The sequence below is a fragment of the Hymenobacter sp. genome, from assembly GCF_031398885.1.
Taxonomy (GTDB): domain Bacteria; phylum Bacteroidota; class Bacteroidia; order Cytophagales; family Hymenobacteraceae; genus Hymenobacter.
In genome coordinates, this window is the sequence record NZ_JANNOD010000065.1 from 31,299 (window position 1) to 52,238 (window position 20,940).

Below are 20,940 nucleotides of genomic sequence, written 5' to 3' on the forward strand. Positions count from 1 at the left end.
TAAGATAAACACCACCCTGTCTACCCCCGGTGTAAATTTGACCAAAATAAAATAACGCGGGCCCGCCCCGGGGCGGCCCAGTCTCTCGCCCCTTGCCGCCCCCAACCGCGCCGCTGCTGCTCTTTGCCGTCACCACCGACCTGTGCTTCGACCAGCGGATGCAGCGCATTTGCGGCAGCCTGGTCGCCGCCGGCTACCGGGTGCAGCTGGTGGGCTGGCAGCGGCCGGCCTCCCCCCCGCTCACGCCGCAGCCCTACGCCCAGCACCGCCTGCGCGGCTGGTTCCAGCGCGGCAAGCTGTTTTACGTGGAGTACCACCTGCGGCTGTTTTGCTACCTGCTGGGCCAGCACGCCGCCGCGTGGTGCGCCTGCGACCTCGACACCGCCCTGCCGGTGTGGCTGCGGGCCCGGCTCGGCGGCCAGCCCTTCGTGTACGACGCCCACGAGCTATTCACGGAGGTGCCCGAGGTGGTGGCCCGGCCGGCCGTGCAGCGGGTGTGGCGCCGGGTGGAAGGCTTCATCGTGCCGCGCGCCCGGCTGGCCTACACCGTGGGCCCGGCCCTGGCGCGGGTGTTCGAGCAGCGCTACGGCCGGCCCTTCGCGGTGGTGCGCAACGTGAGCCGCCTGCGAACCGACGAAGTGCCGCCCGCGCTGCCGGGCCCGGACGCCGCCGCGGCCCCGCCCAGCGGCTACATCCTCTACCAGGGCGCCCTGAACGTGGGCCGCGGCCTGGAAAACCTGCTCGACGCCATGCCGCAGGTGGCGGGCCGGCTGGTCATCTGCGGCGAAGGCGACCTGTCGGCGGCCCTGCGCGAACGGGCCGGGGGGCTGGGCCTGCTGGCCTCGGGCCGGGTAGAATTCCGGGGCTTCGTGCTGCCCGCGGCGCTGCGCGAAGTCACGCGCCACGCCGCGGTGGGCATCATGCTCCTGGAAAATACCGGCCTGAGCTACTACTACTCGCTGGCCAATAAATTCTTCGACTACCTGCACGCCGGCATCCCGCAGGTGCTCATCGATTTCCCCGAGTACCGCGCCCTCAACGAGCAGTTCGACGTGGCCGAGCTGGTGGCCGACCTGCGCCCCGCCACCCTGGCCACGGCCCTCAACCGCCTGCTGCGCGACGAGCCCGCCCGCTACCAGCACCTGGCCGCCAACTGCCGCGGTGCCGCCCCCCAGCTCAGCTGGCAGCACGAAGAAAGGGAGTTGCAGCGGCTGTGGGCGGGGCTGGTGCCGGCTGAGCTGCCACCCCGGTAAATCGAGATGAAGATTCCGTCAAATATTTCAAAGCAAAAACCGGTCAAACTTCCTTTTCCCGCTTTTTTAAATCACCCCAAAATCTCTTTACATAATTCGTCTTCTCGGGCACTTCCCGGAATGTAGGCGGTTTTAGTTACCATCGCCTCGCTGGTAAAACATAGTGTTTTTCTGGGATGAGCTTTGCATATTGGGCTTTGTTTTAATATGCCACGCAAACATGAGGGTCAAGCTCTGCATTTTATTCTTAGTCTTTGCCTCTTGTATTGCAGAACGTAAGCCCCCCTCACCTGCGGTGCGGAAATATTTGGAGGAGGTAGTCAGTATTATGCAAGCCAATTTCATTAATCGGGCGGCCATCAACTGGGTAGTTTTCAAGCAGAATCTGCTAGCGGAAGCAAGTGGCGCTAACACCATTGAGCAGGCCTATCCAGCGGTTGTATTTGCCATCGTTGCCCTAGGCGATAAGCACAGTCTTTTTGTGCCCGCCCGCCCGGTGAAGGGCCTCGAAATGCCCACTGCCAAGCAGCCCCCGATATACCCCGATGAGCCGGTTCCTGGGGACATCGGCTACATCAGAATTCCTTGGGTGGTCGGCAGTCAGGAAAAGCTGGACGCGTATATAACCAGCGTGCAAGCCCACATCAAGGAGCGAGATAAGCCAGCATTAAAAGGCTGGCTCGTGGATTTGAGAGGGAATATGGGAGGGAATATGTGGCCGATGCTCGTGGGGGCAGGGCCGGTTTTGGGAAAAGATACGCTCGGTTATTTTTTTGACTCGAATAATACCAAAACCGCGTGGCGATACGAAAAGGGCAAGGCCTTGCTGGACGGCGACATAGAGGCAGAAACAGCCAATTATTATACGCTTAAGTCTGCCAACCCGGTAGTGGCCGTGCTGACCGATACTCTAACGGCCAGTTCGGGCGAGGCCGTTGCGGTCGCCTTCAAAGCCAGAAAGCACACCAGAAGCTTTGGGGCGGGCACTTGCGGGGTATCTACCAGCAGAAGCCGCTTTTACTTGTCCGATGGGTCCGTTATCTTGCTGACAACCGCCGTGTTCGCGGACCGCCGCCTGGTACCATATGGCCACTCACTAGCCCCCGACGAGTCACTCAGGCCAGCAGAAGTAGTGCCGCGAGCCATTCGCTGGATTAGAGAAGAATACAAAGCGAAGAAATAAGTGGCCTGACCATAGAAACTGTAGCGTCTTTACTGACTTGATGCTAGACAAAATTCTTGACAAATAGTCTTTTATATGCTATAAACGTCGTTTACAAGATGTAAAAGAGGCTACCACACCTTGAAATAGCGACGGTTTTCGGCCTCAGTTTGGGGCCTCGTTTTCCGTACAGTTTCTGACCCTCCAACCAGCTGCGCGACTCGCGCTCGGCCTGGTGGTGACGGTCGGCCACTGCGCCCGGCGTGGTACTTTGGCGGGAGACCGGGTGCCGGTTTGGGCGTTTACGAAACTCATCCCCTCGGCGCGTTTCGTAAACTCTCATTCGTAGATGGGTTTCTTAAACTCGCCCGGCCCGGTAGCGGCCTGTTGGCACCCAGTGCCGGCCAGCTGCGAGAGGTTTACCGAAAGGAGGCTATTGTGGCTTTTAGTATTGAGTAAGAGGCAGTATTTTGTGGATGATGATGTTCTGCATCAAGCCCGGTTCCGTCTCCGGCAGACCGTGGGCCGATTGCTCAAACCAAAATAACTGCTTCCGGGGGGCGTGGACCCGGTGGAAGTACGCCTCCGTGAGCCGGGCATTGGTGACGATGTCTTTGCGGCCCACGAAAAAATACACCGGGCATTTGAACGCCGGAAACTGCCGAAAGAAATTCAATTCGAAGACTTCGTTGGACAACGCGGCCGCCGGGGTTCCCATCCACTCGCGCAGCGCCGGTTTCAACGCGGCCCGGGCCGTGTCGCTCAGGGGCTGGCCGTCGTAGGCCGTTTGCCACACGTATTTGGTGAACAGCGACTCAAAATCCCGGGCCGGTAATTTAACCGTGGCCAGTTCCGCGACGGCGCGTTGGTTGCCGAGCTGCTTGAAATGGTCTTGCAAGAGCGCCAAGCCCATTTTTTGACTGGCGATGCCGTCGACCGGGGGACTCATTTCAATCAACGCGTACAGCAGTTCCGGGTGGCGTTGCGCCACGTAACTACCCAGCACGCTGCCCAGGGAATGGCCCGCCAGGTAGAGTTTGGGTTGCCCAAACGCTTTGAGGCAATACGCCACCACTTCTTGGGTGTCCTCGGCGAGGAGCGGGAGGCTGCTCGGCTGGGGGGAGGCGTTGAGTGCCGCCGTTTGGCCGTACCCGCGCTGGTCCCACAACACGACCACGAAATACTCCTGCAACTGGGACGTGAGCTTTTCGCCGGCGGCACTCAACGAATAGGCACTGCCCGCGGCCCCGTGCACGTACAACAAGAGCGGATTGGCGCGGTCGTGGCCCTTGACGGTGAGCACCTGCCGCATCCCGCCGATGGTCGCGACGACGGTGGTGTCGACGCGAACGGGAGCGGTTTGCCCATAGGCCAGGTAGTGCAGGAGCAACAGCGCGATAAAGAGAAGAAGGGTCTTGTTCATTTCATTCGGGAATTGGGAAGGGGACGCTGGCCCCGCATGCGCGGTAACGCGCGGCAAGCGGGGCCGCCCAGCGCGGCGGCTACCACTCTCCGGGGCGTTTCGTTACACGGCCTGGACACGAGCACCCGCATCCATCCGAAAACGACCGTTTTTTAAGAGGTAGTTTGCCAGCTTGGCCCATTCGCGGCAGTTGCACAACCTGGAAGCGAAGCACCGGTGGGCCTCGAACGGCCCGCTTCGACGGCAGCTGCCGGGCCAGAGCCAGCAAGAGCCCGGGGCGTTATCCGCACGACGGTCAACTCTCATCTATGCCTAAATTTTAAAGGCTCATCTGTTCAAGCAAACGGTGATTTAAATAAGGCAAACCCCCTTTTACATGCTACAAACGACTGTTTCCAAGATGGGAACGCAGGAGTTATTTGCGGCGTGTTCAAATGCCGCAGGCGCGGCTCCATGAATTTCTTACCGGATGGCACTGCCGCTGTTGGTCGTTGGAGTGGGCTTTGGCAAGGGCTGGTCTGCCAATTCCCCGAAAGGGTCCGTTCTTGTGCTGCCTAGCTTGGCTTGCGAATTTCCGCCAACCCCAGCACCCCGGTCCCTTTTGCATGAAAAAACTCTTACCCGCGCTGCTCCTCGCCGCTGCCTGCTTCGCCGCCGGCGCCTTCGTGGCCCGGCCCGCGGCGCCCGACGAAATCACGGTGCCCGTGCTGCGCGCGGCCCAGCAACTACTGGGCCTCAGCTTCCCCGACGCCCAGCTCGACTCAACCCGCCGCAACCTCACCAACTACCGCGAGAGCTACGAGGCGCTGCGCAAAATTCCGCTGCCCAACAGCGTGGCGCCGGCCGTGGGCTTCGACCCGCGGCCGCTGCGCCTGCGGCAGCCCGCGGGTGCAGCGGCGGTGAATCCAGGCAAGCTGCCTGAGACGGCCAAAATCCGGCTGCCGGCCAACCGCCAGGACCTGGCCTTCTACACCGTGCGGCAACTGGGCGAATTGCTGCGCACCAAACAGGTTTCGTCCGAGGAGCTGACCTTATTTTTTCTGGCGCGGCTGAAGAAACACGACCCGCAGTTGCACTGCGTCATCACCCTCACCGAGGAGCTGGCTTTGCAGCAGGCCCGGCTGGCCGACCGGGAAATAAAGGCCGGCAAGTACCGCGGGCCGCTGCACGGCGTGCCATTTGGCGTGAAGGATTTGTTCAGCGCCAAGGGCTACAAAACCACCTGGGGCGCGGTGCCCTACCGGGACCAGACCCTGGACGAGGACGCCGCCGTGGTGGAGCGCCTGCGCGCCGCCGGGGCCGTGCTGCTGGCCAAGCTCACGCTGGGCGAGCTGGCCCAGGGCGACGTGTGGTTTGGCGCCAAAACCCGCACGCCCTGGGACGTGACCAAGGGCTCCAGCGGCTCGTCGGCGGGGTCGGCTTCGGCCGTGGCGGCCGGGCTGCTGCCGTTTGCCATCGGCACCGAAACGCTGGGCTCCATCGTGAGCCCGAGCACGGCCTGCGGCGTGACGGGCCTGCGCCCCACCTACGGCCGCGTGAGCCGCGCCGGCGCCATGGCCCTGAGCTGGAGCATGGACAAGGCCGGCCCGCTGGCCCGCACCGCCGAGGACTGCGCCCTGGTGCTGGCCGCCCTCACCGCCACCGGGCCCGACGCCCGCGACGCGGCCACGCTGCTGGCGCCCAATAGCTTCCGCTACGCCTTCGACACCAACCTCAAAAAGCTGCGGGTAGGCTACCTGAAAGCCGCTTTTGACCAGCCCTACCCCACCCAGGCCAACGACCAGGCCACGCTCGACGTGCTGCGCCGGCTGGGCGTGGAGCTGGTGCCGCTGGAGCTGCCGGCCATTGCGCCCGGCGCGCTGCGCTTCGTGCTCACGGCCGAAGGCGCGGCGGCGTTTGACGAGCTCACCCGCGCGGGCCGCGACGGGCAGATGGTGCTGCAAAACCGCTCGGCCTGGCCCAACACCTTCCGCTCCTCGCGCTTTATTCCGGCCGTGGAGTACCTGCAGGCCCAGCGCGTGCGCAGCCTGCTCATCGAGCAGATGGATGAAAAGCTCAGGGGCCTCGACGCCTACCTGGCCCCGTCGTTCAGCGCCAACCTGGTGCTCACCAACCTCACCGGGCACCCGGCCGTGGCCGTGCCCAACGGCTTCACCGCCGCCGGCCTGCCCACCACCATCACCTTCATGGGCCAGCTCTACGAAGAAGGCACTTTACTAGCCCTGGCCAAGGCCTACCAGGACGCCACCGATTTCGACGAAAAGCACCCGCCGCTGCCGTAGCGCGGGCCCCGCGCCGCGCGGCTTCCCGACCCTTCGACTGCGCAAAACGCCGCTGCTGAACGCCGCGCACGGTAATTTGCGTTGGAATGGTTGACCCTACTCCCCCGCCGTCACGGCTTATGAAGGTTTGTCTGACGCTGGTTTTCCTGTTGTGCCACGCGGCACTGTTCGCGCAGTCGGCTTCGGCCGTGTACACCGGTGCGCAGGGCCGCTACCAACTCCGCTACCCCCGCACCTGGCAGGTGCGCCAGCGCCCGGCGGGCGCGGAAGCCGCCTTCGCGCCCGCCGCCGCGCCCCTGGCCCAGGCCACGCTCACCGCGCAGCCGCTGCCCGACGAGCGCCTCGACCTGCGGCTGCTGGCCGACGGCCGGCCCGATTCGGTGCTGCGCCGCATCCGGGAGCTGCCCCAGGCCCAGGTGCTCAGCTTTGAGCAGCGCAACGCCGGCAGCTACGAAGAACTAAGCTACGACTACACCTACCGGCCCGTTGCTTCCGCCCCCGCGCGCCTGCACGTGGTGGGGCGGCAGGTGTGGCGCGGCGGCTACGAGCTGCGGCTGGAATACCGCGCCGACGCGGCCCTGGACGGCCGCTTGCTGGCCGAAGCCCGCGAGCTGGTTGCCTCCTTTGCTTTCACCAAAGCTCCCTGGCCCGGCCGGCGCTACGCCGACCAGCGGTGCGACAACAAAATGTACGGCATCGCCGCCCTGCGCAACGTCGACGGGCAGTGGGAAGACGACTGCCGCACGATTCACGAGTTTTCGGTCAGCGACCCCACGGGCCGGCCGGTGGTGCACCGCCAGGCCTTGCCTTTCCAGTCGTACGCGCTGGCCAAGGGCTTCGACAACTGCCTGTACACCGTCACCAAAGCCCCCACCGATGCCCCCGAGCGGGTGTACCGCTACGACCCCGCCACGCGCCGGGGCCGCTACACCAGTTGGCAGCTCCCGGCCCAGGGCCCCGAAAACGTCTGGATTTCGGCCGCCACCGACGACCACGGCGACCTGTACTTCCTGACTTCCGACGCCAACCAGCTGGTCAAAGTCAGCCCCTTCGACGGCACGGTAACCGTGCTCTGGACCACCGACCCGTTGCGCAAGGCGCCTTTTTATCCCTACATCGGCTTTGCAAACGCGGGCACCCACGGCAATTTCTGCCTCGACGACGCCAACACCATGTACCTCGTGTACAGCACCGACGGCTCCTTGTTCAAGGTGGACCTGAAGACCCGGCAGCCCTCCCCCACCCCCGTCCCCCTTACCGGCCTGCCCGCCCGCGGCGGCTACAGCGACTTGCTGATGCAGAACGACGCGGCCGGCCGCCGCCGCCTCTACCTGGCCGGCCCCCACGCGCTGTACCAGGTCGATTTGGCGCGGCAGCAGGCCACCCGAGTCCGCAGCGGCACCTACACCGATTTGGCCGGCTGCAACTTGTTCCGGGTGGTGCCCCCGCCGCGGCGCGGCCCGGCCCCGCCGGCCACGGCTGCCTGGCAGGGCCGGGTGCTGGACGCCCGCACCGGCCGCCCCCTGCCCGAGGCCCTGCTGCGGCTCGACCGGCCCGAGGGGGGGACGGCGGTGCTGCTCAGCACCCAGGGCACTTTTGCCTACTCCACCACGCCGGGCCGCACCTACGAGTACCACGCCCAGCACCCCGGCTATTTTTCCGTCGACAGCACCTGGCTGGCCACGCCCGGCGCGCTGGCGCGCGACATTTTATTGCAGCCCCTCGCCGTGGGCACCACCCTCAAGCTGGCCAACGTGCAGTTTGAGCAGAGCCGGGCCGCCCTGCTTCCGGCCTCGTACGCCGCCCTCAACAAGTTGGTGGCGCTGCTGATTGACAACCCGCGCGTCACCATCGAGCTGCGCGGCCACACCGACAACGTGGGCCCACCCGAGAAAAACGTGGTGCTCAGCCAGCAGCGCATTGCCGCCGTCAAGGCCTACCTCGCCGACCACGGCGTGGCGCCCGCCCGCATCACCGGCCTCGGCCTGGGCGGAGCCGAACCCGTGGCCAGCAACCTGCAGGAGGCCACCCGCCAGCTCAACCGGCGCGTCGAGTTTCGGATAGTTAGCGTGCAATAGCTTGGCCCCCGGGCACCGGAACCCGGCCGCGGCCACGCCTACTTTTGCCGTTTACACCCCTGGCTGCGCGCGTTTGGCCGCAGCCGTGCTTTCCCATTTATAGCCTTGCTTCCCCCGTCCATCCTCGCCCAACTGGCCCCCACCCCGGCCGACCCGCGCCCGGTACTGCTCACCATCGCCGGGCCCACGGCGGTGGGCAAAACGGCCCTCTGCGTGCGGCTGGCCCAGCAGTTCGGCACCGAAATCGTGTCGGCTGATTCCCGCCAGTTTTTCCGGGAGCTGAGCATTGGCACGGCCAAGCCCACGCCGGCCGAAATGCAGGGCGTGCCGCACCATTTCATCGACAGCCACTGCATCGCCGGGGATTACAGCGCCGGCCGCTTCGCCACCGATTGCCGGGCGGTGCTCACGGCCTTGTTTCGGCAACACCCGCTGGTCATCCTCACCGGCGGCTCGGGCCTCTACGTGCAGGCCGTGACCGACGGGCTGGACGAGCTGCCCGCGGTGCCGCCCGAGGTTCGGGCCCGGCTCCACGCCGAGCTGGCCGCCCGCGGCCTGCCCCATCTGGTGGCCGAGCTAGCCGAAACCGACCCCGTGGCCCACGCCCGCATCGACCAGCAAAACCCGCAACGCGTGGTGCGCGCCCTGGAAATCACCCGTGCCACCGGCCGGCCGTTTTCCAGCTTTCACACGGCCAGTGTGCCCGCCGAAAACCCGCTCTTTCGCAACGTGAAAGTGGCCCTCACCCGCGAGCGGGAAGCGCTGTACCAGCGTATTAACCTGCGGGTGGAGCACATGCTGGCCGCCGGCCTGCTCGATGAAGTGCGCGGCCTGCTGCCCTACCGCCACCACCACGCCCTGCAAACGGTGGGCTACCAGGAAATCTTCGGCTTCCTCGACGGGAATTACGACTGGGCCGAAGCCGTGCGCCTGCTCCAGCGCAACACGCGCCGCTACGCCAAGCGCCAGCTCACCTGGCTGCGCCGCGACGCGGCGTATCAGTGGGTGGAGTTGTAGGAGGTGCGCGCGTTAGAAGGTGGGCGGAAATACGAGAGCAAGCGGGTAGATGAGGACTGTCGTTCTACCCTCCGCACCTCTACCCCTCCAGCATTCTGGCCTTTTTCACACGCAGCCGCAGTGTTAAAACGCGCGGCTGAGCTGAAATTGGCCGCCGGGCAGGATGTTGGCGCGGGTATCGTTTTGCAGGGCCAGCCGCCCCCCACCCGCCAGGTGCGGGCCTCATTCAGGGCGCACTCCACGCTAAGGGAGGCGATGTAGCCCACGCCGAAGCCCCTTTCGTTAGCGGGGGTGTAGTTGAATACCAGGTTTCCATTCGGCTCGGGCATGTTAAAGCCGCCCTGAGACCAGCCTTTCTGCTCAGCATAGCCAACAAAAGCCCCGGCTCCCAGGCTGAACTCCACGGTTTTGTTGAGGCCAAACGGCAGCCAGTACACTTCCTGCTCCAGGTTCAGGGCCCGGTACGATTGCGGCACCACGTTGCCTTCGCCGAAATCATACGGCTGAGCGCCGCCGATGTACGCCAGCCGCGAGCCCAGCCGCCAGTGCCGGCCGAACTGCGGCGCGTACTCAACGGACGTCTTCAGCACCGGGTAGTCGCCCGCGCCGTTCAGGCTGGAGCCGGCCGCCAGCCGAAACAGCGCCGGCCGGCGCGGCGCGGGAGCGGCCGCAACCACGTGTTCGGGCCGGGGCTGGGCCGCGCGGGTGCACGAACTCGTCGACCGCGTGCACTTGCTTTGGACCGACCGCGGGCACTGCCCCTGGGCCGAACGCGAGCCGATAGCCGCCCAGACCGCAAAAACCAACAGAAAACGTAGCGAATGTTTCATAACGGAAAGAGAAAATAAAGTTGGAAATTCAAGCCGGCGCACCACTCGCCCGCAACGCCGGTCTGGCCCGGTAACGCCTGACTAATATCCGCATTAATTCTTTCTCTCCGCGCTCCCGTGGCAAATAATCACGAAATGGTAAAGCGCTACACGCTCAGGATTTCCACCATCCGCATGAAGCTTTGGTTAATCAGCTTCTTTTTGTTGATGGTGTCCGTGAATGGAGTGTAGACCAGCTTTTTATCCACGATGCCGGCCATGACGTTCTTCATGCCGTTCATGAGGCCCTCGACGGCAGCGATGCCGATTTGGGAGCCCAGCAGGCGGTCGGCGGCCGTGGGCGAGCCGCCGCGCTGGATGTGGCCGATGACCGTAACGCGGGTGTCGAGCTGCGGAATGGCTTCTTTCACGCGGGCGGCCACGTTGGTGGCGTTGCCCTCCTCGTCGCCCTCGGCTACGATAACGATAAACGAAGTTTTCGAGCGTTTCCACCCCGATTGCAGGGTTTCAATGACCACGTCCACGCTCATCTGGGTTTCGGGAATCATCACGATTTCGGCCCCGCCCCCGATGGCGCACGGGATGGCGATGTAGCCCGAGTCGCGGCCCATGACTTCCACAAAAAAGCACCGGTCGTGCGAGTCGGCCGTGTCCCGGATTTTGTCGATGCACTCCAGCGCCGTGTTCACGGCCGTGTCGTAGCCGATGGTGTAGTCCGTGCCGTAGAGGTCGTTGTCGATGGTGCCGGGCGCCCCCACCGTGGGAATGCCGAACTCCTCCTCAAAAATCATGGCCCCGGTGAAGGTGCCGTTGCCGCCGATGGCCACCAGGCCCTCGATGCCGTTGTTCACCAGCTGGTCGAAAGCCTGCTGGCGGCCTTCCTTGGTCATGAATTTCTGGCTGCGGGCCGACTTGAGGATGGTGCCGCCTTTCTGCACCGTGTTCGACACCGAGGCCGAGTCGAGCCGCACAAATTCGCCCTTTATCATGCCGCTGTAGCCCCGCATGATGCCGTAGACCTCAATGCCGTGGTAGGTAGCGGTGCGCACCACCGCCCGGATGGCCGCGTTCATGCCCGGCGAGTCGCCCCCACTGGTAAAAACTCCTATTCTCTTCATCTGGCCTTTCTTAAAACAAGCGGGCGTGCAAATGGCGCCCAAACCTCGCAAAGTTGGCGAAACGATTGCAAACGCCCGCTTTTGTCGCCCGCATACCCGTGAAGCGGGGGTTATCTTTTTTTTGCTTTTTGCGTAGGCAACAGCTAGCAAGTAGGAATTTTTCCGTGTACCTTACTTCACGTATCGGCTCGCCGGCCCTTAACCCAGTCTTCACCATTTAATTCCCACGTTTTATGTTCGGTTTCTTTGAGAATGAGCAGGCCAAAAAAATCAAGAGTCACTTGCTAAACCTCGCGGCCCTGGCCAAAGCCGATGGCCACATCGACGCCCGGGAAATGGCGTTTATCACCGCCGTGGGCAAGAAGAACGGCATGAGTGCCTCCGACGTGCAGGCGCTGGTGTCGGGCGCCAAGGGCGCCAGCAACGACCTGCCCACCAACGACTCCGAACGGTTTGACCAGATTTTTGATTTGGTGGACATGATGCTGGCCGACGGCGTGGTGGACGACACGGAAATGGATTTTTGCATCATGATGGCCGAAAAGCTGGGGTTCCGCAAGGCCATTGTGGGCGTGCTGGTCCGCAAAATATCGCAGGGCGTGAAGGACGGCCTCTCCCGCGAGCGCATCAAGGAAGAGAGCAATTCGTTTCTCAACTACAACGAGCTGCCGCGTCCCAACGTCGTCGCCCAGTAAGCAGTAAGCACTGAGGGATTAGCGTACCAAGCACGCGGGCCCGGCGGGGCAGTCCCACCCGGGGCTGTCCCGCCGGGCCCGCGTGCTGGCCCCCGACCAGCTACTCGCCGGCAACGTGCCCGATGGCCCGCAGCAGCGCCGCGCAGGCCTCGTCGATTTCGGCATCGGTGATGATGAGCGGCGGGGCCAGCCGCAGGGAATTGTCGCAGAACAGGAACCAGTCGGTCAGGATGCCTTCGTGCGCCAGGGCGTGGTCGATGATGGGCTTGAGCACGGCGAAGGAGTCAAACTCCACCGCCATGAGCAGCCCGCAGCCGCGCACGGCCCGGATGGCGGGGTGCCGCAGCTGCGCCCGGAACCGCGCGGCTTTGGCGGCCACGCCCTGCACCAGTTGCTCGTCCTGAATGACTTGCAGCGTAGCCAGGGCCGCCGCGCAGCTCACCGGGTGGCCGCCAAAGGTGGTGCAGTGCCCCAGAATTGGGTTGGTCTTGAAGCCGCTCATGATTTCCGTGGAGGAAATAAACGCCCCGATGGGCATGCCGCCGCCCATGCCTTTGGCGCAGACCAGGATGTCGGGCTCGATGCCGAACTGCTCGAACGCCCACATGGTGCCGGTGCGCCCGTAGCCGCACTGAATTTCGTCGAGGATGAGCAGGGCGCCCACCTCCCGGCAGCGGCGGCGCAGGGCCGGCAGGTAGTAAGGCGTGGGGATGCGCACACCGGCTTCGCCCTGCACGGTTTCGACGACGACGGCCGCCGTGCGCTCGGTAATCAGGAACAAGTCGGCGAAATCATTGTGGCGGAGGTGACGCACGTCGGGCAGCAGCGGGCGGTAGCTGTTCTTGAAATCCTCGGAGCCGGTGATGGACAGCGCGCCGTGCGTGGAGCCGTGGTAGGCGTTGAGGCAGGAAATGAGCTCGGTGCGACCGGTGTGGCGCTTGGCCAGCTTGAGGGCGCCCTCGATGGCTTCGGTGCCGGAGTTGGTGAAATACACCGATTCCAGGTGCGCGGGCAAGGTGTGGCAGATGGCCTCGGCGAGCTGGGCGGGCACGGCCTGCACCAGCTCGCCGTACACCATCAGGTGCAGGTACTTGTCGAGCTGGGCCTGAATGCCGGCCAGCACGCGGGGGTGGCGGTGGCCCACGTTGCTCACGCCGATACCCGAAATCAGGTCCAGGTAGCGGCGGCCGTCGGGGGCGTACATGTACACGCCTTCGGCCCGCTCAATTTCCAGCAGCAGCGGGAAATCGGAGGTTTGGGCCTGGTGGCGCAGAAAGAGTTGGCGGGGAGTCAGGACCACGGGTTGCACGGATTTTAACGGAGAGCAACGGATTTTGGCGGTTCGTTGCCCGGGAGGGTAGGCGGCGGGCGGGTGAGCAAGCGGGGGTGCCCTGTCCTAACCACTGTCCGCCGGTTTAGATTATCCCGCAAAAATAACGAGGCCGCTGCGGGGGCAGCGGCCTCGAAAGCTTTGAAGAAATGCCGGGGTTGAATTTCCGGGGTGGGGAGTTAGTCGTCGCTCGGTGGCAGCTGCCCGCCCGGGCCCTGCCGCCCCGCCACGCGCTTGATGACTTCCTTGGTGAAGTCGCGCTCGGCCAGAAACAGCTGCGACACCTGACGCAGCGAAATGACTTTTTGGAACTTGTCAAAATACTCCTTCTCCAGATTCAGCTCCTGCTGGCGCAGCGTGAACGACTGGGTGAAGTTGTCGCGGATTTGTTGGTCGGTCATGCCCTCGGCCACGTCGCGGCGCAGCAGGCGGCCGTTGCGGTTGAGGTCGCGGCGGCGGGCCGAAAACTCGTTGTAGAGCGGCCAGAACCGCTGGGCCTGGTCCTGGGTGAGGGCCACGCGGTTGGTGATGAAGGCAATTTTAGCGTTTTCGATTTGGGCCAGGCGCTGGCCCTTGCGGGCTCCGCCCTGGGCGTGGGCGCCCGGCGCCAAAGCCAGCAGCAGGGCTGCCAGGCCAAGCAAACGGAACGTTGTTGAAATAAAGGACATGAGTAAAAAAGAAGATTATAAGTAGGTGAGGTCTTCGGAAGGTTGCCCGTCCAGCGCCTCGGTCAGCTCTTCGTCCGACGCCTGCAGGAAGCCGTTGGCAATGCCGGGGTCGGCGGCGGTGAGCGCGGCCAAGTCGGCGTTTTCCACGCGCGCGCCGCTCGTGAGCAGGTAGCCCACCAGCTCGGTGTGGGGCACGGCGTCGAGCGCAGCCGCGGTGGCCGCCCCCTGGCCAGCCGGCGGCGGGCCGCTCAGGTAAAACGAGGCCGCGAAGCCGCCCAGCACGGCCACGGAAGCCAGGCCCGTGCGCAGCGCCGGCGACAGCAGCCCCAGCCAGCCCCAGTCGGCACTCGTTTCGCGGGCGTCGGCCTGGGGCAAGCGGGCCATTATCCGCGTGGGGAGTTGGTCAAAATAGCCAGCGGGCGGCTCGCTCAGCAGCGGGCGGGGCCGCCGAGGGTGCGCGTCTAGCTTAAAGGAGGGTTTCATGGCGGTTGGATGAGGAGCCGGGGACGGCGTTTAATTACGCGAATAAATAATTGTGTCGCAGGGTCAGTCATCGGTGTTGCGGGTCACGTAGTCCTCCACTTTTTTCACCGCGTGGTGGTAGCTGGCCTTCAACGCGCCCACGCTGGTGCCCGTTACCTCGGCCATCTGCTCGTAGGGCATTTCGTCGTAGTAGCGCAGGTTGAACACGAGGCGCTGCTTGTCGGGCAGCCGCAGGATGGCCTGTTGCAGCTTCAGTTCAATCTCGTCGCCGGCCAGGGCCGGGTCGGCTTCGATTTTAGCGGCCAGCCCGGCCCCCACGTCGGTGAGCGGCAGCAGGAACTTACGCCGCTTGCTGCCCAAAAAGTTCAGGCACTCGTTGGTGGCAATGCGGTAAATCCAGGTGAAGAGGGCCGCGTCCTGCCGGAAATTTTCCAGGTGCTTCCACACCTTGATGAACACGTCCTGGGTGAGGTCGTCGGCGTCGTCGTGGTCCACCACCATCTTGCGCACGTGCCAGTACACCTTGCTCTGGTACTTGCGCACGAGCTGGTTGAACGCGAGGTTGCGCGATGCCGGGTCTTGAAACTTGAGGAGAATTTCGTGGTCTTCCAAACGCGGGGCCCTTACCAAAACGACATCTTGGAAGCACCAAGGTCCGTAATGTTTAATCGGGCCAACAATAATAGTCTTTATTAAGAACCAGCCCCGCCCAAACGGCCTAGCACCCGCCCCGCCCAATGCCAACTAAAACGCACTATCTCAACGATTCGCAAACTGAAATCGTGACCATTACGTGGGGCTTGTTCTATCGCAAATTTGAGTTGTTGTACAACGGGCAGTCCCTGGGCCAGGTACCCAACCTGAACAAGGAGCCCAACGGCACCCGCTACCCCCTGCCCGACGGCCGCGTGCTCACGGCCCGGCTCATCCGCAGCCAGGGCCTCCAGGAACTGGAGCTGCTGCTCGACGGCCAGCCCCTGCCCGGCAGCGCCACCCACCCCCGGGAAAGACTCAAACAGGCCTGGTACACCTTGCTATTTGTGGGCGGCTTAAACATTGTGCTGGGCGCCGCGGCCGGGTGGTACAAGCTGCCCGCCCTGGAACGGCTCGGCCTGGGCTGGGAATCCATTATTGTCGGCGTCATTTTTCTGGTGCTGGGATGGCTGGGCTACACCCGCCGTTCCATTCTGGCGCTTACCACTGCCCTCGCGCTATTCGTACTGGACAGCCTGCTGACCCTGGGCGGCTTCTTCATCGAAGGACGTGGCCCGGGGCTGGGCGGCCTGTTCATCCGGTTTTTCTTTGGCGTGATGATTTTTCGCGGAATCAAGGGGGCTAAGCAGTTGCGCGATGAGCAAAAGGCTGCGGCAACGGAATGACTACATTGACGCCCCGCCAGCAAACCCACAGGGGCAGCGCCGGCTACTGCTAACCCGTCACGTCCCAGCTCTACCCGCTCAAGCCCGAATTTCCGACGGCCCGGCGGTAACGAGCGGAACGTGGCCCCCCTGGGCAACCACAAGGGCCACGGCGCGTTTAAAAAGTAACCAACCGGACCAAATAGCCACGGCAGACGCCACGAACAGCCAGGTTATCGCAGGACCCATGATTACTCAAAAGAAGCCCTAACGCAGTATCTGGCCAGCCCAATTCATCAAAAGCAACAGCAGTATGAACAGCTACGATTATGCCCACCTCGCCCAAATCATCGTTGCAGTATCCGTGGGGTACGTTTGGGTATTTCGATTTGACAACATTGTCGAAGAATTCAAGCAGTATGGCTTGGGGAGTTTGACGCGCACCATGGTTGGCGCGTCTAAAATAATCTTGGCTACTTTGTTGGTAGCGGGCATTTGGTACCCGGCTTTGGTGCTGATTCCCGCGCTGCTGATGGGTTTTCTGATGGCCGCCGCGCAGTATTATCATTTCAAAGTGCACAACCCCTGGAGCAAACGAGTGCCCTCTTTGGTTCTTCTGGTGCTATGCGTTTTTGTCGCGGCCGTATCCTCAAACTTACTCTCCTAATGAGTTTATTTCTCGCCCTTGTTTTACTCTCCAGCCTGTCTTTTTTAGCCTACGGAATTGCTTATTTCAAATCGCCCAACATGAAAAGTGAATTCAAGCGCTTCGGCTTGGAAAAACAGGGGAAGCTGGTGGCTATTTTAGAAGTACTGGGGGCAATAGGACTGCTGGTGGGCCTGGCCGTGAATTCCATCATGCTGATTTCGGCGGGCGGCCTGGCCCTGCTCATGCTGCTGGGGGTGGCCGTCCGGCTCAAGATTGGGGACAGCGTATTAGTTTGCCTGCCGGCTTTTGCCTTTATGGTGTTGAATGCTTACATTTTCTACCGGGCCCTGCCGCTTTAGGCAACTGCGAGGGCCGGGTTAGCCGGATGCTTGCGCATTAACCGCAGGGAATGTATTCCCGCTACATAGCCGCAACAAATGGCCCTTGTCAGTGCCTCAGAAGTCGGCAACAACGCGCGCATCATCCAGGATTTGCGGGGCCACAGCAGCAAAACCGCCGAAATCTACCCCCACGTCGTTCAACGCACTCGCGTTGCTCCCTTCGACGGCCACAGCATTCGGATTGCCGCTACTTGCAGGGCCGTTAAGTAGGGGCAATCCGAATGCTGTATGCAAGTTATCGAAACAAACTTTCTAACGATGGATAAAAGTTTTAAAATATGAAAAAGCTCATTTTGCAGGAATACATTTCCGTTGACGGTTTTTGCGCAGACAGGGATAAAACAACAGGTTTTTTTGATGGTACTTACCATACGTTGGGCAAAGACGTGGATGCACATCAGGGCGCATTCACTGAAAGCATTGACTTGATTCTATTTGGTGCTAATACGTATAAAATATTTGCCGAATACTGGCCCAAGGCAAAAAAGGAAGACAGTCACGTAACGGAAGCCATGAACAGCATTCCCAAAATTGTATTTTCAAAATCCTTAAAGAAGGTGCAATGGGGTGATTATGGAAACATTTCATTAACAGCAGACGATGCTGTTACTCATATCAAATCCTTGAGAAAAAAAGAAGACAAGAATATAATCGTGTGGGGCAGTTTATCTTTAGCACAATCGTTATTAAAAGCAAATTTATTTGATGAGATACAACTGATAACGGTACCGGTTGCGATAGGAAGAGGCTACAAACTATTTCCTGAAGAATATAAACTCTTTTCTTTAAAACTCACCAGTTACAAAACCTTTTATAAAGGCGAAATACTGCATATTTATCAACCCGATCAACAGGCTGAGTAGATTAAGAAACATAGCCTGCGTACAACGGGCGGTTTGGCAATATGGCGGGGCAACGAGTATATTTTCAACTTTTTGTTCGCTATTCGGCCTCAGCTTCGGCAGACGAATAATACCGAGTTACGGTTCTCAACATCGGTTTTTGTATTTTTTATCAGCAGCGGCTTCCGGCTGGACGGTTTTCAAATGCCGCCACATCGCCAAGCCGTTGCTCATTGCCCTCTTAGCAACGAAAAGCCCCCGCAGCTTCTGAAGTTGCGGGGGCTTTTTGCAAATGAGGTGGAAATTATTTCCGCCGCTTCAGCACGGCTTCCACCGCCCGCACAATGTCTGCCTCCATGAGGCCATATTTCTCCATCAGTTGGTCGGGGGTACCGCTTTCGCCGAAGCTGTCGTTGACGGCCACCATTTCCAGGGGCAGGGGCTCTTCGCGGGCCAGTAGCTGGGCGATGCTGTCGCCGAGGCCGCCATTCATCTGGTGCTCTTCGGCCGTCACCACGCAGCGCGTTTTACGCACCGAGGCGAGGATGGCGGCGGCATCAAGCGGCTTGATGGTGTGAATATTGATGATTTCGGCGTTGATGCCTTTTTCGGCCAGGAGCTTGCCGGCCAACACGGCTTTCCACACGAGGTGGCCGGTGGCGAAGATGCTCACGTCGGTGCCTTCGTTCAGGAGCCAGGCTTTGCCGATTTCAAATTTCTGGTCGGCGGGCGTAAAGTTGGGCACCACGGGGCGGCCGAAGCGCAGGTACACCGGGCCGTGATGCTCGGCAATGGCCAGGGTGGCGGCCTTGGTCTGGTTGTAGTCGCAGGGGTTGATGACGGTCATGCCGGGCAGCATTTTCATCATGCCCAGGTCTTCCAGAATCTGGTGGGTGGCGCCGTCTTCGCCCAGCGTGAGGCCGGCGTGCGAGGCGCAGATTTTCACGTTCTTATCGGAGTAGGCAATGCTCTGGCGAATCTGGTCGTAGACGCGCCCGGTGCTGAAGTTGGCGAAGGTGCCCGTGAAGGGAATTTTGCCGCCGATGGTTAGGCCCGCGGCCACGCCCATCATGTTGGCCTCGGCGATGCCGACCTGGAAAAACCGCTCGGGAAAGTCCTTTTTAAAGGCGTCCATCTTGAGCGAGCCGGTGAGGTCGGCGCAGAGGGCCACCACGTGCGGATTGGTTTGGCCCAACTCGTGCAGGCCGGCGCCGAAGCCGCTGCGGGTGTCTTTGGATTCGGTGTAGGGGAAATCTTTCATGGGGTGCACGGGAGATTATGTCTTAGTTTAATGCGGCAGACGCAACGAAATCAAATGGTTAACCAGCGTCGAACCAGCTATTTCAGCTTCAGCGAGGCCATAATTTCTTTAGCCGCAGGTTGCCATTGCCCAATGTTTTTCTCTGTGCAATTAAAGGTGCAGAGCAAAAGCTGGCCGTTCAGGTCAGTGAAGAAAATCAAGTTGTACACCTTGGTGTCGATGGCCGGCGTGATAAGTTCAATGTAGCCCACCTTACGGCCGTTTACTTCCTTTACTCCCGTCTGCTTCCACTCTGCTGAAGGATACACACTCCTAAAAGTCTTGACAAAATTGTCTTTGTACGCAGTCATTTGAGCCTGATTTGCTTTGTCACTAGTCAGGTTCAGCGCGACGTTGATTGTGCCTGATTCATTGGTGTAAATTAGGGTTGGCCGTCGCTCGGTGGGGTATTTGAGCTTCGCCATTTCCTCCGACATGATATCGAAGCCTCTGGGAATCTTCAACTCGATTTTATTGCCCAAAAGCGCTTTCGTATCAAAATCAATTCCGGCTACACAGAAGGCAAATAGCCCACCGAGCAGCAAAACGACCGAACTTAATTTTAGAAATTTCATAATTTACTAATTGCGGCATTATTTACTTCCCAAAAATGGCCACCGAAGTCGTTTGCCCGCTTCGAATGGTGAAGTTGCGCACGTCGGTGAATTTGCTGGCCGTGCTGGTTTTGGTGCGAAACACCAGCCGGTAGGCGCCGGGCTGCATCGCCAGATTCACTTTGCTGCTGCCGCCTTCCGGCAGCGTGTAAATCCAGGTTTGGGATTCGTCGTTGTTGAGCTGGTAGATGCTGCCGTACCCCTTTAGGTCGGTGGTAATGTTGAGGGTGCCGGGTGCGGCGTAGGTCACGGTCAGCTCTTGCCCTTGCCCGAGGCTGACGCGGCGGGTGAGGCGCGGCAGCGTGAGGACCTCAACCTCATAGCTGCCGGCCAGCAGCTTCTGCCTGGTGCCGAATGGGGCCGACAGCACAGTGGCGCCTTTCGGGTTGCGCACTACGGCTTGCATGGCGCCGTAGGGGTTGGGCGTGAGCGGCGGGTTTTGCAGCCAGAGGGTGCCCTGGGGCGTTTTAAACGTAAGAATGTTGGCCTTGCCGGGCTTGATGGCCAGGTTTTTTTGGCGCACGGGCGGCACGGTATTTATCACCAAATCGTAGCTCTGCAGGGCGTCGATGTCAAGCACGTCGGCCCGGCCCTGGGCGTCGCGGTAGTGCACGTAGTTGTACTCGGGCTGCTCGGTCACGTTGTTCACGAAGGTCATGTTCACGTTGCTTTCCACGGGCCGTCCGGCGGCATCGGTCAGGTTCACGGCCACGGTGGTTTTGCTCAGCGTCTGGGCGATGACGTCGTTCATCACCGTGCGGAAAGTTTTCACCTCGGCGGCGTTGTAGTACTGGCCCAGGCACTCGAGCTGCTTGCCAAAATCTTTCTCGGCCCCGATGCCGATGACGAAGGGTTTCAGGAACACGTGCTTGCGCTGCAAGGCCACCGAAGCGGCACAGGGGTCGGCATTGCACGATTCCAGGCCGTCGGTAATGAGCAGCAGCACGTTGCGCGCGGTTTTATCGGCGGGAAAGTCGTTGGCCGATTGCAGCAGCGAGTACGTGATGGGCGTGTTGCCGCGGGCGTCCAAAGTCAGCAGCCGGGCCTTAATGGCCCGGGCATTTTTGGGCGCAAAGGGTACTTCCAGCTTCGAGTCTTCGCAGTTTTTCTCGCTGTTGTCGTGCTGGTGACCGTACACGCGCAGGCCCAATTCCAGGTTGGGGTAGGCGTTGAGCGAGTCCACCATCTTGGCCAGCATGCGCTTGGCCACGTTCCAGCGGGGCTGGCCCTCCCAGGCGGCCAACATCGAGCCCGAAGCATCAAGCAGGAAGAGAATACGGGTGACTTTGGGCTTTTCGATTGGGGCGTTTTGGGCGTGGGCCTGGTGGGCAAGCAGCATCGCCAGCCCGGCCAGCACCACCCGGAGGCTTTCTCGCAGAGGTCCGCAGAGGTAGGCGCGGAGGTTCGCAGAGGGCGGGCGGCGCATGCGCGGGGGCG

General features: G+C 61.6%; 20 protein-coding genes. 10 read left to right on the forward strand and 10 right to left on the reverse strand.

What is annotated here, in order from left to right; genetic code table 11:
* The first annotated feature begins 92 nt into the window (after positions 1–92).
* Both RMO51_RS13535 and RMO51_RS13540 read left to right on the forward strand, forming a co-directional pair.
* Entirely contained in the window at positions 93–1,253 is a 1,161-nt protein-coding gene (locus RMO51_RS13535; RefSeq protein WP_310395443.1) for a glycosyltransferase, read from the forward strand.
* A gap of 328 nt (positions 1,254–1,581) precedes the next feature.
* A complete protein-coding gene (locus RMO51_RS13540; protein WP_310395444.1) occupies positions 1,582–2,436 on the forward strand; it encodes a S41 family peptidase in 855 nt (284 codons plus the stop codon).
* 424 nt (positions 2,437–2,860) lie between these two features.
* Here the strand turns inward: RMO51_RS13540 and RMO51_RS13545 are convergent, their stop codons facing one another.
* Complete coding sequence (locus RMO51_RS13545; RefSeq protein ID WP_310395445.1) at positions 2,861–3,838, reverse strand: alpha/beta hydrolase; 978 nt, start codon at positions 3,836–3,838, stop codon at positions 2,861–2,863.
* A gap of 605 nt (positions 3,839–4,443) precedes the next feature.
* Between RMO51_RS13545 and RMO51_RS13550 the strand changes: the two genes are divergently transcribed.
* The 3 genes from RMO51_RS13550 to miaA all read left to right on the forward strand — a co-directional run bounded on the left by RMO51_RS13550 (position 4,444) and on the right by miaA (position 9,215).
* The gene (locus tag RMO51_RS13550) at positions 4,444–6,120 is read left to right on the forward strand and encodes an amidase (protein ID WP_310395447.1); all 1,677 of its coding nucleotides are present in this window, start codon (positions 4,444–4,446) and stop codon (positions 6,118–6,120) included.
* 119 nt (positions 6,121–6,239) lie between these two features.
* On the forward strand, positions 6,240–8,198 hold the full coding sequence (locus RMO51_RS13555; protein WP_310395449.1) for an OmpA family protein: 1,959 nt from the start codon (positions 6,240–6,242) through the stop codon (positions 8,196–8,198).
* A 105-nt stretch (positions 8,199–8,303) separates the two neighbouring features.
* The gene (gene miaA / locus RMO51_RS13560; RefSeq protein ID WP_310395451.1) at positions 8,304–9,215 is read left to right on the forward strand and encodes a tRNA (adenosine(37)-N6)-dimethylallyltransferase MiaA; all 912 of its coding nucleotides are present in this window, start codon (positions 8,304–8,306) and stop codon (positions 9,213–9,215) included.
* Here the strand turns inward: miaA and RMO51_RS13565 are convergent.
* Both RMO51_RS13565 and pfkA read right to left on the reverse strand, forming a co-directional pair.
* Positions 9,197–10,045, reverse strand: coding sequence for a hypothetical protein (locus tag RMO51_RS13565; protein WP_310395452.1), 849 nt, complete (start codon positions 10,043–10,045; stop codon positions 9,197–9,199). The genes miaA and RMO51_RS13565 overlap by 19 nt on opposite strands.
* 146 nt (positions 10,046–10,191) lie before the next feature.
* Positions 10,192–11,163: a 6-phosphofructokinase gene (gene pfkA / locus RMO51_RS13570; protein WP_310395453.1), complete on the reverse strand. Its 972-nt coding sequence runs from the start codon at positions 11,161–11,163 to the stop codon at positions 10,192–10,194.
* 233 nt (positions 11,164–11,396) lie between these two features.
* Here pfkA and RMO51_RS13575 point away from each other — a divergent pair, with 233 nt between their 5' ends.
* Positions 11,397–11,858 (forward strand): TerB family tellurite resistance protein, encoded by a 462-nt coding sequence (locus RMO51_RS13575; RefSeq protein WP_310395455.1) that lies wholly within the window; start codon positions 11,397–11,399, stop codon positions 11,856–11,858.
* Between the two features lie 100 nt (positions 11,859–11,958).
* Here RMO51_RS13575 and RMO51_RS13580 read toward each other — a convergent pair whose 3' ends face one another.
* From RMO51_RS13580 to RMO51_RS13595, 4 genes are all read right to left on the reverse strand, one after another.
* Positions 11,959–13,152: an aspartate aminotransferase family protein gene (locus tag RMO51_RS13580; protein WP_310395682.1), complete on the reverse strand. Its 1,194-nt coding sequence runs from the start codon at positions 13,150–13,152 to the stop codon at positions 11,959–11,961.
* 215 nt (positions 13,153–13,367) lie between these two features.
* Positions 13,368–13,856: a hypothetical protein gene (locus RMO51_RS13585; RefSeq protein ID WP_310395457.1), complete on the reverse strand. Its 489-nt coding sequence runs from the start codon at positions 13,854–13,856 to the stop codon at positions 13,368–13,370.
* A gap of 15 nt (positions 13,857–13,871) precedes the next feature.
* Positions 13,872–14,339, reverse strand: a complete 468-nt coding sequence (locus RMO51_RS13590) for a hypothetical protein (RefSeq protein ID WP_310395459.1) — start codon at positions 14,337–14,339, stop codon at positions 13,872–13,874.
* 63 nt (positions 14,340–14,402) lie between these two features.
* Positions 14,403–14,951, reverse strand: a complete 549-nt coding sequence (locus tag RMO51_RS13595; RefSeq protein WP_310395461.1) for a sigma-70 family RNA polymerase sigma factor — start codon at positions 14,949–14,951, stop codon at positions 14,403–14,405.
* Positions 14,952–15,076: 125 nt separating this feature from the next.
* Here RMO51_RS13595 and RMO51_RS13600 point away from each other — a divergent pair, with 125 nt between their 5' ends.
* The 4 genes from RMO51_RS13600 (at position 15,077) to RMO51_RS13615 (ending at position 17,610) form a co-directional block, all read left to right on the forward strand.
* Positions 15,077–15,718, forward strand: coding sequence for a hypothetical protein (locus RMO51_RS13600; RefSeq protein ID WP_310395463.1), 642 nt, complete (start codon positions 15,077–15,079; stop codon positions 15,716–15,718).
* A gap of 292 nt (positions 15,719–16,010) precedes the next feature.
* Complete coding sequence (locus RMO51_RS13605) at positions 16,011–16,364, forward strand: DoxX family protein (protein ID WP_310395465.1); 354 nt, start codon at positions 16,011–16,013, stop codon at positions 16,362–16,364.
* Entirely contained in the window at positions 16,322–16,705 is a 384-nt protein-coding gene (locus tag RMO51_RS13610) for a DoxX family protein (RefSeq protein ID WP_310395466.1), read from the forward strand. The genes RMO51_RS13605 and RMO51_RS13610 overlap by 43 nt, the downstream gene beginning before the upstream one ends.
* 320 nt (positions 16,706–17,025) lie before the next feature.
* Complete coding sequence (locus tag RMO51_RS13615) at positions 17,026–17,610, forward strand: dihydrofolate reductase family protein (protein WP_310395467.1); 585 nt, start codon at positions 17,026–17,028, stop codon at positions 17,608–17,610.
* Positions 17,611–17,893: 283 nt separating this feature from the next.
* On the opposite strand, the gene RMO51_RS13620 is transcribed toward RMO51_RS13615, so the two are convergent.
* The 3 genes from RMO51_RS13620 to RMO51_RS13630 form a co-directional block, all read right to left on the reverse strand.
* Entirely contained in the window at positions 17,894–18,850 is a 957-nt protein-coding gene (locus RMO51_RS13620; RefSeq protein ID WP_310395469.1) for a transketolase C-terminal domain-containing protein, read from the reverse strand.
* Between the two features lie 77 nt (positions 18,851–18,927).
* On the reverse strand, positions 18,928–19,464 hold the full coding sequence (locus tag RMO51_RS13625) for a hypothetical protein (RefSeq protein WP_310395470.1): 537 nt from the start codon (positions 19,462–19,464) through the stop codon (positions 18,928–18,930).
* A 22-nt stretch (positions 19,465–19,486) separates the two neighbouring features.
* Positions 19,487–20,929, reverse strand: a complete 1,443-nt coding sequence (locus RMO51_RS13630) for a VWA domain-containing protein (RefSeq protein ID WP_310395471.1) — start codon at positions 20,927–20,929, stop codon at positions 19,487–19,489.
* Positions 20,930–20,940 lie beyond the last annotated feature (11 nt).

What these genes read in the sequence shown, in the direction of transcription:
- RMO51_RS13620 (WP_310395469.1), bottom strand. Translation starts at nt 18,850, where the DNA reads ATGAAAGATTTCCCCTACACCGAATCCAAAGACACCCGCAGCGGCTTC.
- RMO51_RS13590 (WP_310395459.1), bottom strand. Translation starts at nt 14,339, where the DNA reads ATGAAACCCTCCTTTAAGCTAGACGCGCACCCTCGGCGGCCCCGCCCG.
- RMO51_RS13550 (WP_310395447.1), top strand. Translation starts at nt 4,444, where the DNA reads ATGAAAAAACTCTTACCCGCGCTGCTCCTCGCCGCTGCCTGCTTCGCC.
- RMO51_RS13575 (WP_310395455.1), top strand. Translation starts at nt 11,397, where the DNA reads ATGTTCGGTTTCTTTGAGAATGAGCAGGCCAAAAAAATCAAGAGTCAC.
- RMO51_RS13625 (WP_310395470.1), bottom strand. Translation starts at nt 19,464, where the DNA reads ATGAAATTTCTAAAATTAAGTTCGGTCGTTTTGCTGCTCGGTGGGCTA.
- RMO51_RS13545 (WP_310395445.1), bottom strand. Translation starts at nt 3,838, where the DNA reads ATGAACAAGACCCTTCTTCTCTTTATCGCGCTGTTGCTCCTGCACTAC.
- pfkA (WP_310395453.1), bottom strand. Translation starts at nt 11,163, where the DNA reads ATGAAGAGAATAGGAGTTTTTACCAGTGGGGGCGACTCGCCGGGCATG.
- RMO51_RS13540 (WP_310395444.1), top strand. Translation starts at nt 1,582, where the DNA reads ATGCAAGCCAATTTCATTAATCGGGCGGCCATCAACTGGGTAGTTTTC.
- RMO51_RS13585 (WP_310395457.1), bottom strand. Translation starts at nt 13,856, where the DNA reads ATGTCCTTTATTTCAACAACGTTCCGTTTGCTTGGCCTGGCAGCCCTG.
- RMO51_RS13555 (WP_310395449.1), top strand. Translation starts at nt 6,240, where the DNA reads ATGAAGGTTTGTCTGACGCTGGTTTTCCTGTTGTGCCACGCGGCACTG.
- RMO51_RS13630 (WP_310395471.1), bottom strand. Translation starts at nt 20,929, where the DNA reads ATGCGCCGCCCGCCCTCTGCGAACCTCCGCGCCTACCTCTGCGGACCT.
- RMO51_RS13610 (WP_310395466.1), top strand. Translation starts at nt 16,322, where the DNA reads ATGCGTTTTTGTCGCGGCCGTATCCTCAAACTTACTCTCCTAATGAGT.
- RMO51_RS13605 (WP_310395465.1), top strand. Translation starts at nt 16,011, where the DNA reads ATGAACAGCTACGATTATGCCCACCTCGCCCAAATCATCGTTGCAGTA.
- RMO51_RS13565 (WP_310395452.1), bottom strand. Translation starts at nt 10,045, where the DNA reads ATGAAACATTCGCTACGTTTTCTGTTGGTTTTTGCGGTCTGGGCGGCT.
- RMO51_RS13615 (WP_310395467.1), top strand. Translation starts at nt 17,026, where the DNA reads ATGAAAAAGCTCATTTTGCAGGAATACATTTCCGTTGACGGTTTTTGC.
- RMO51_RS13600 (WP_310395463.1), top strand. Translation starts at nt 15,077, where the DNA reads ATGCCAACTAAAACGCACTATCTCAACGATTCGCAAACTGAAATCGTG.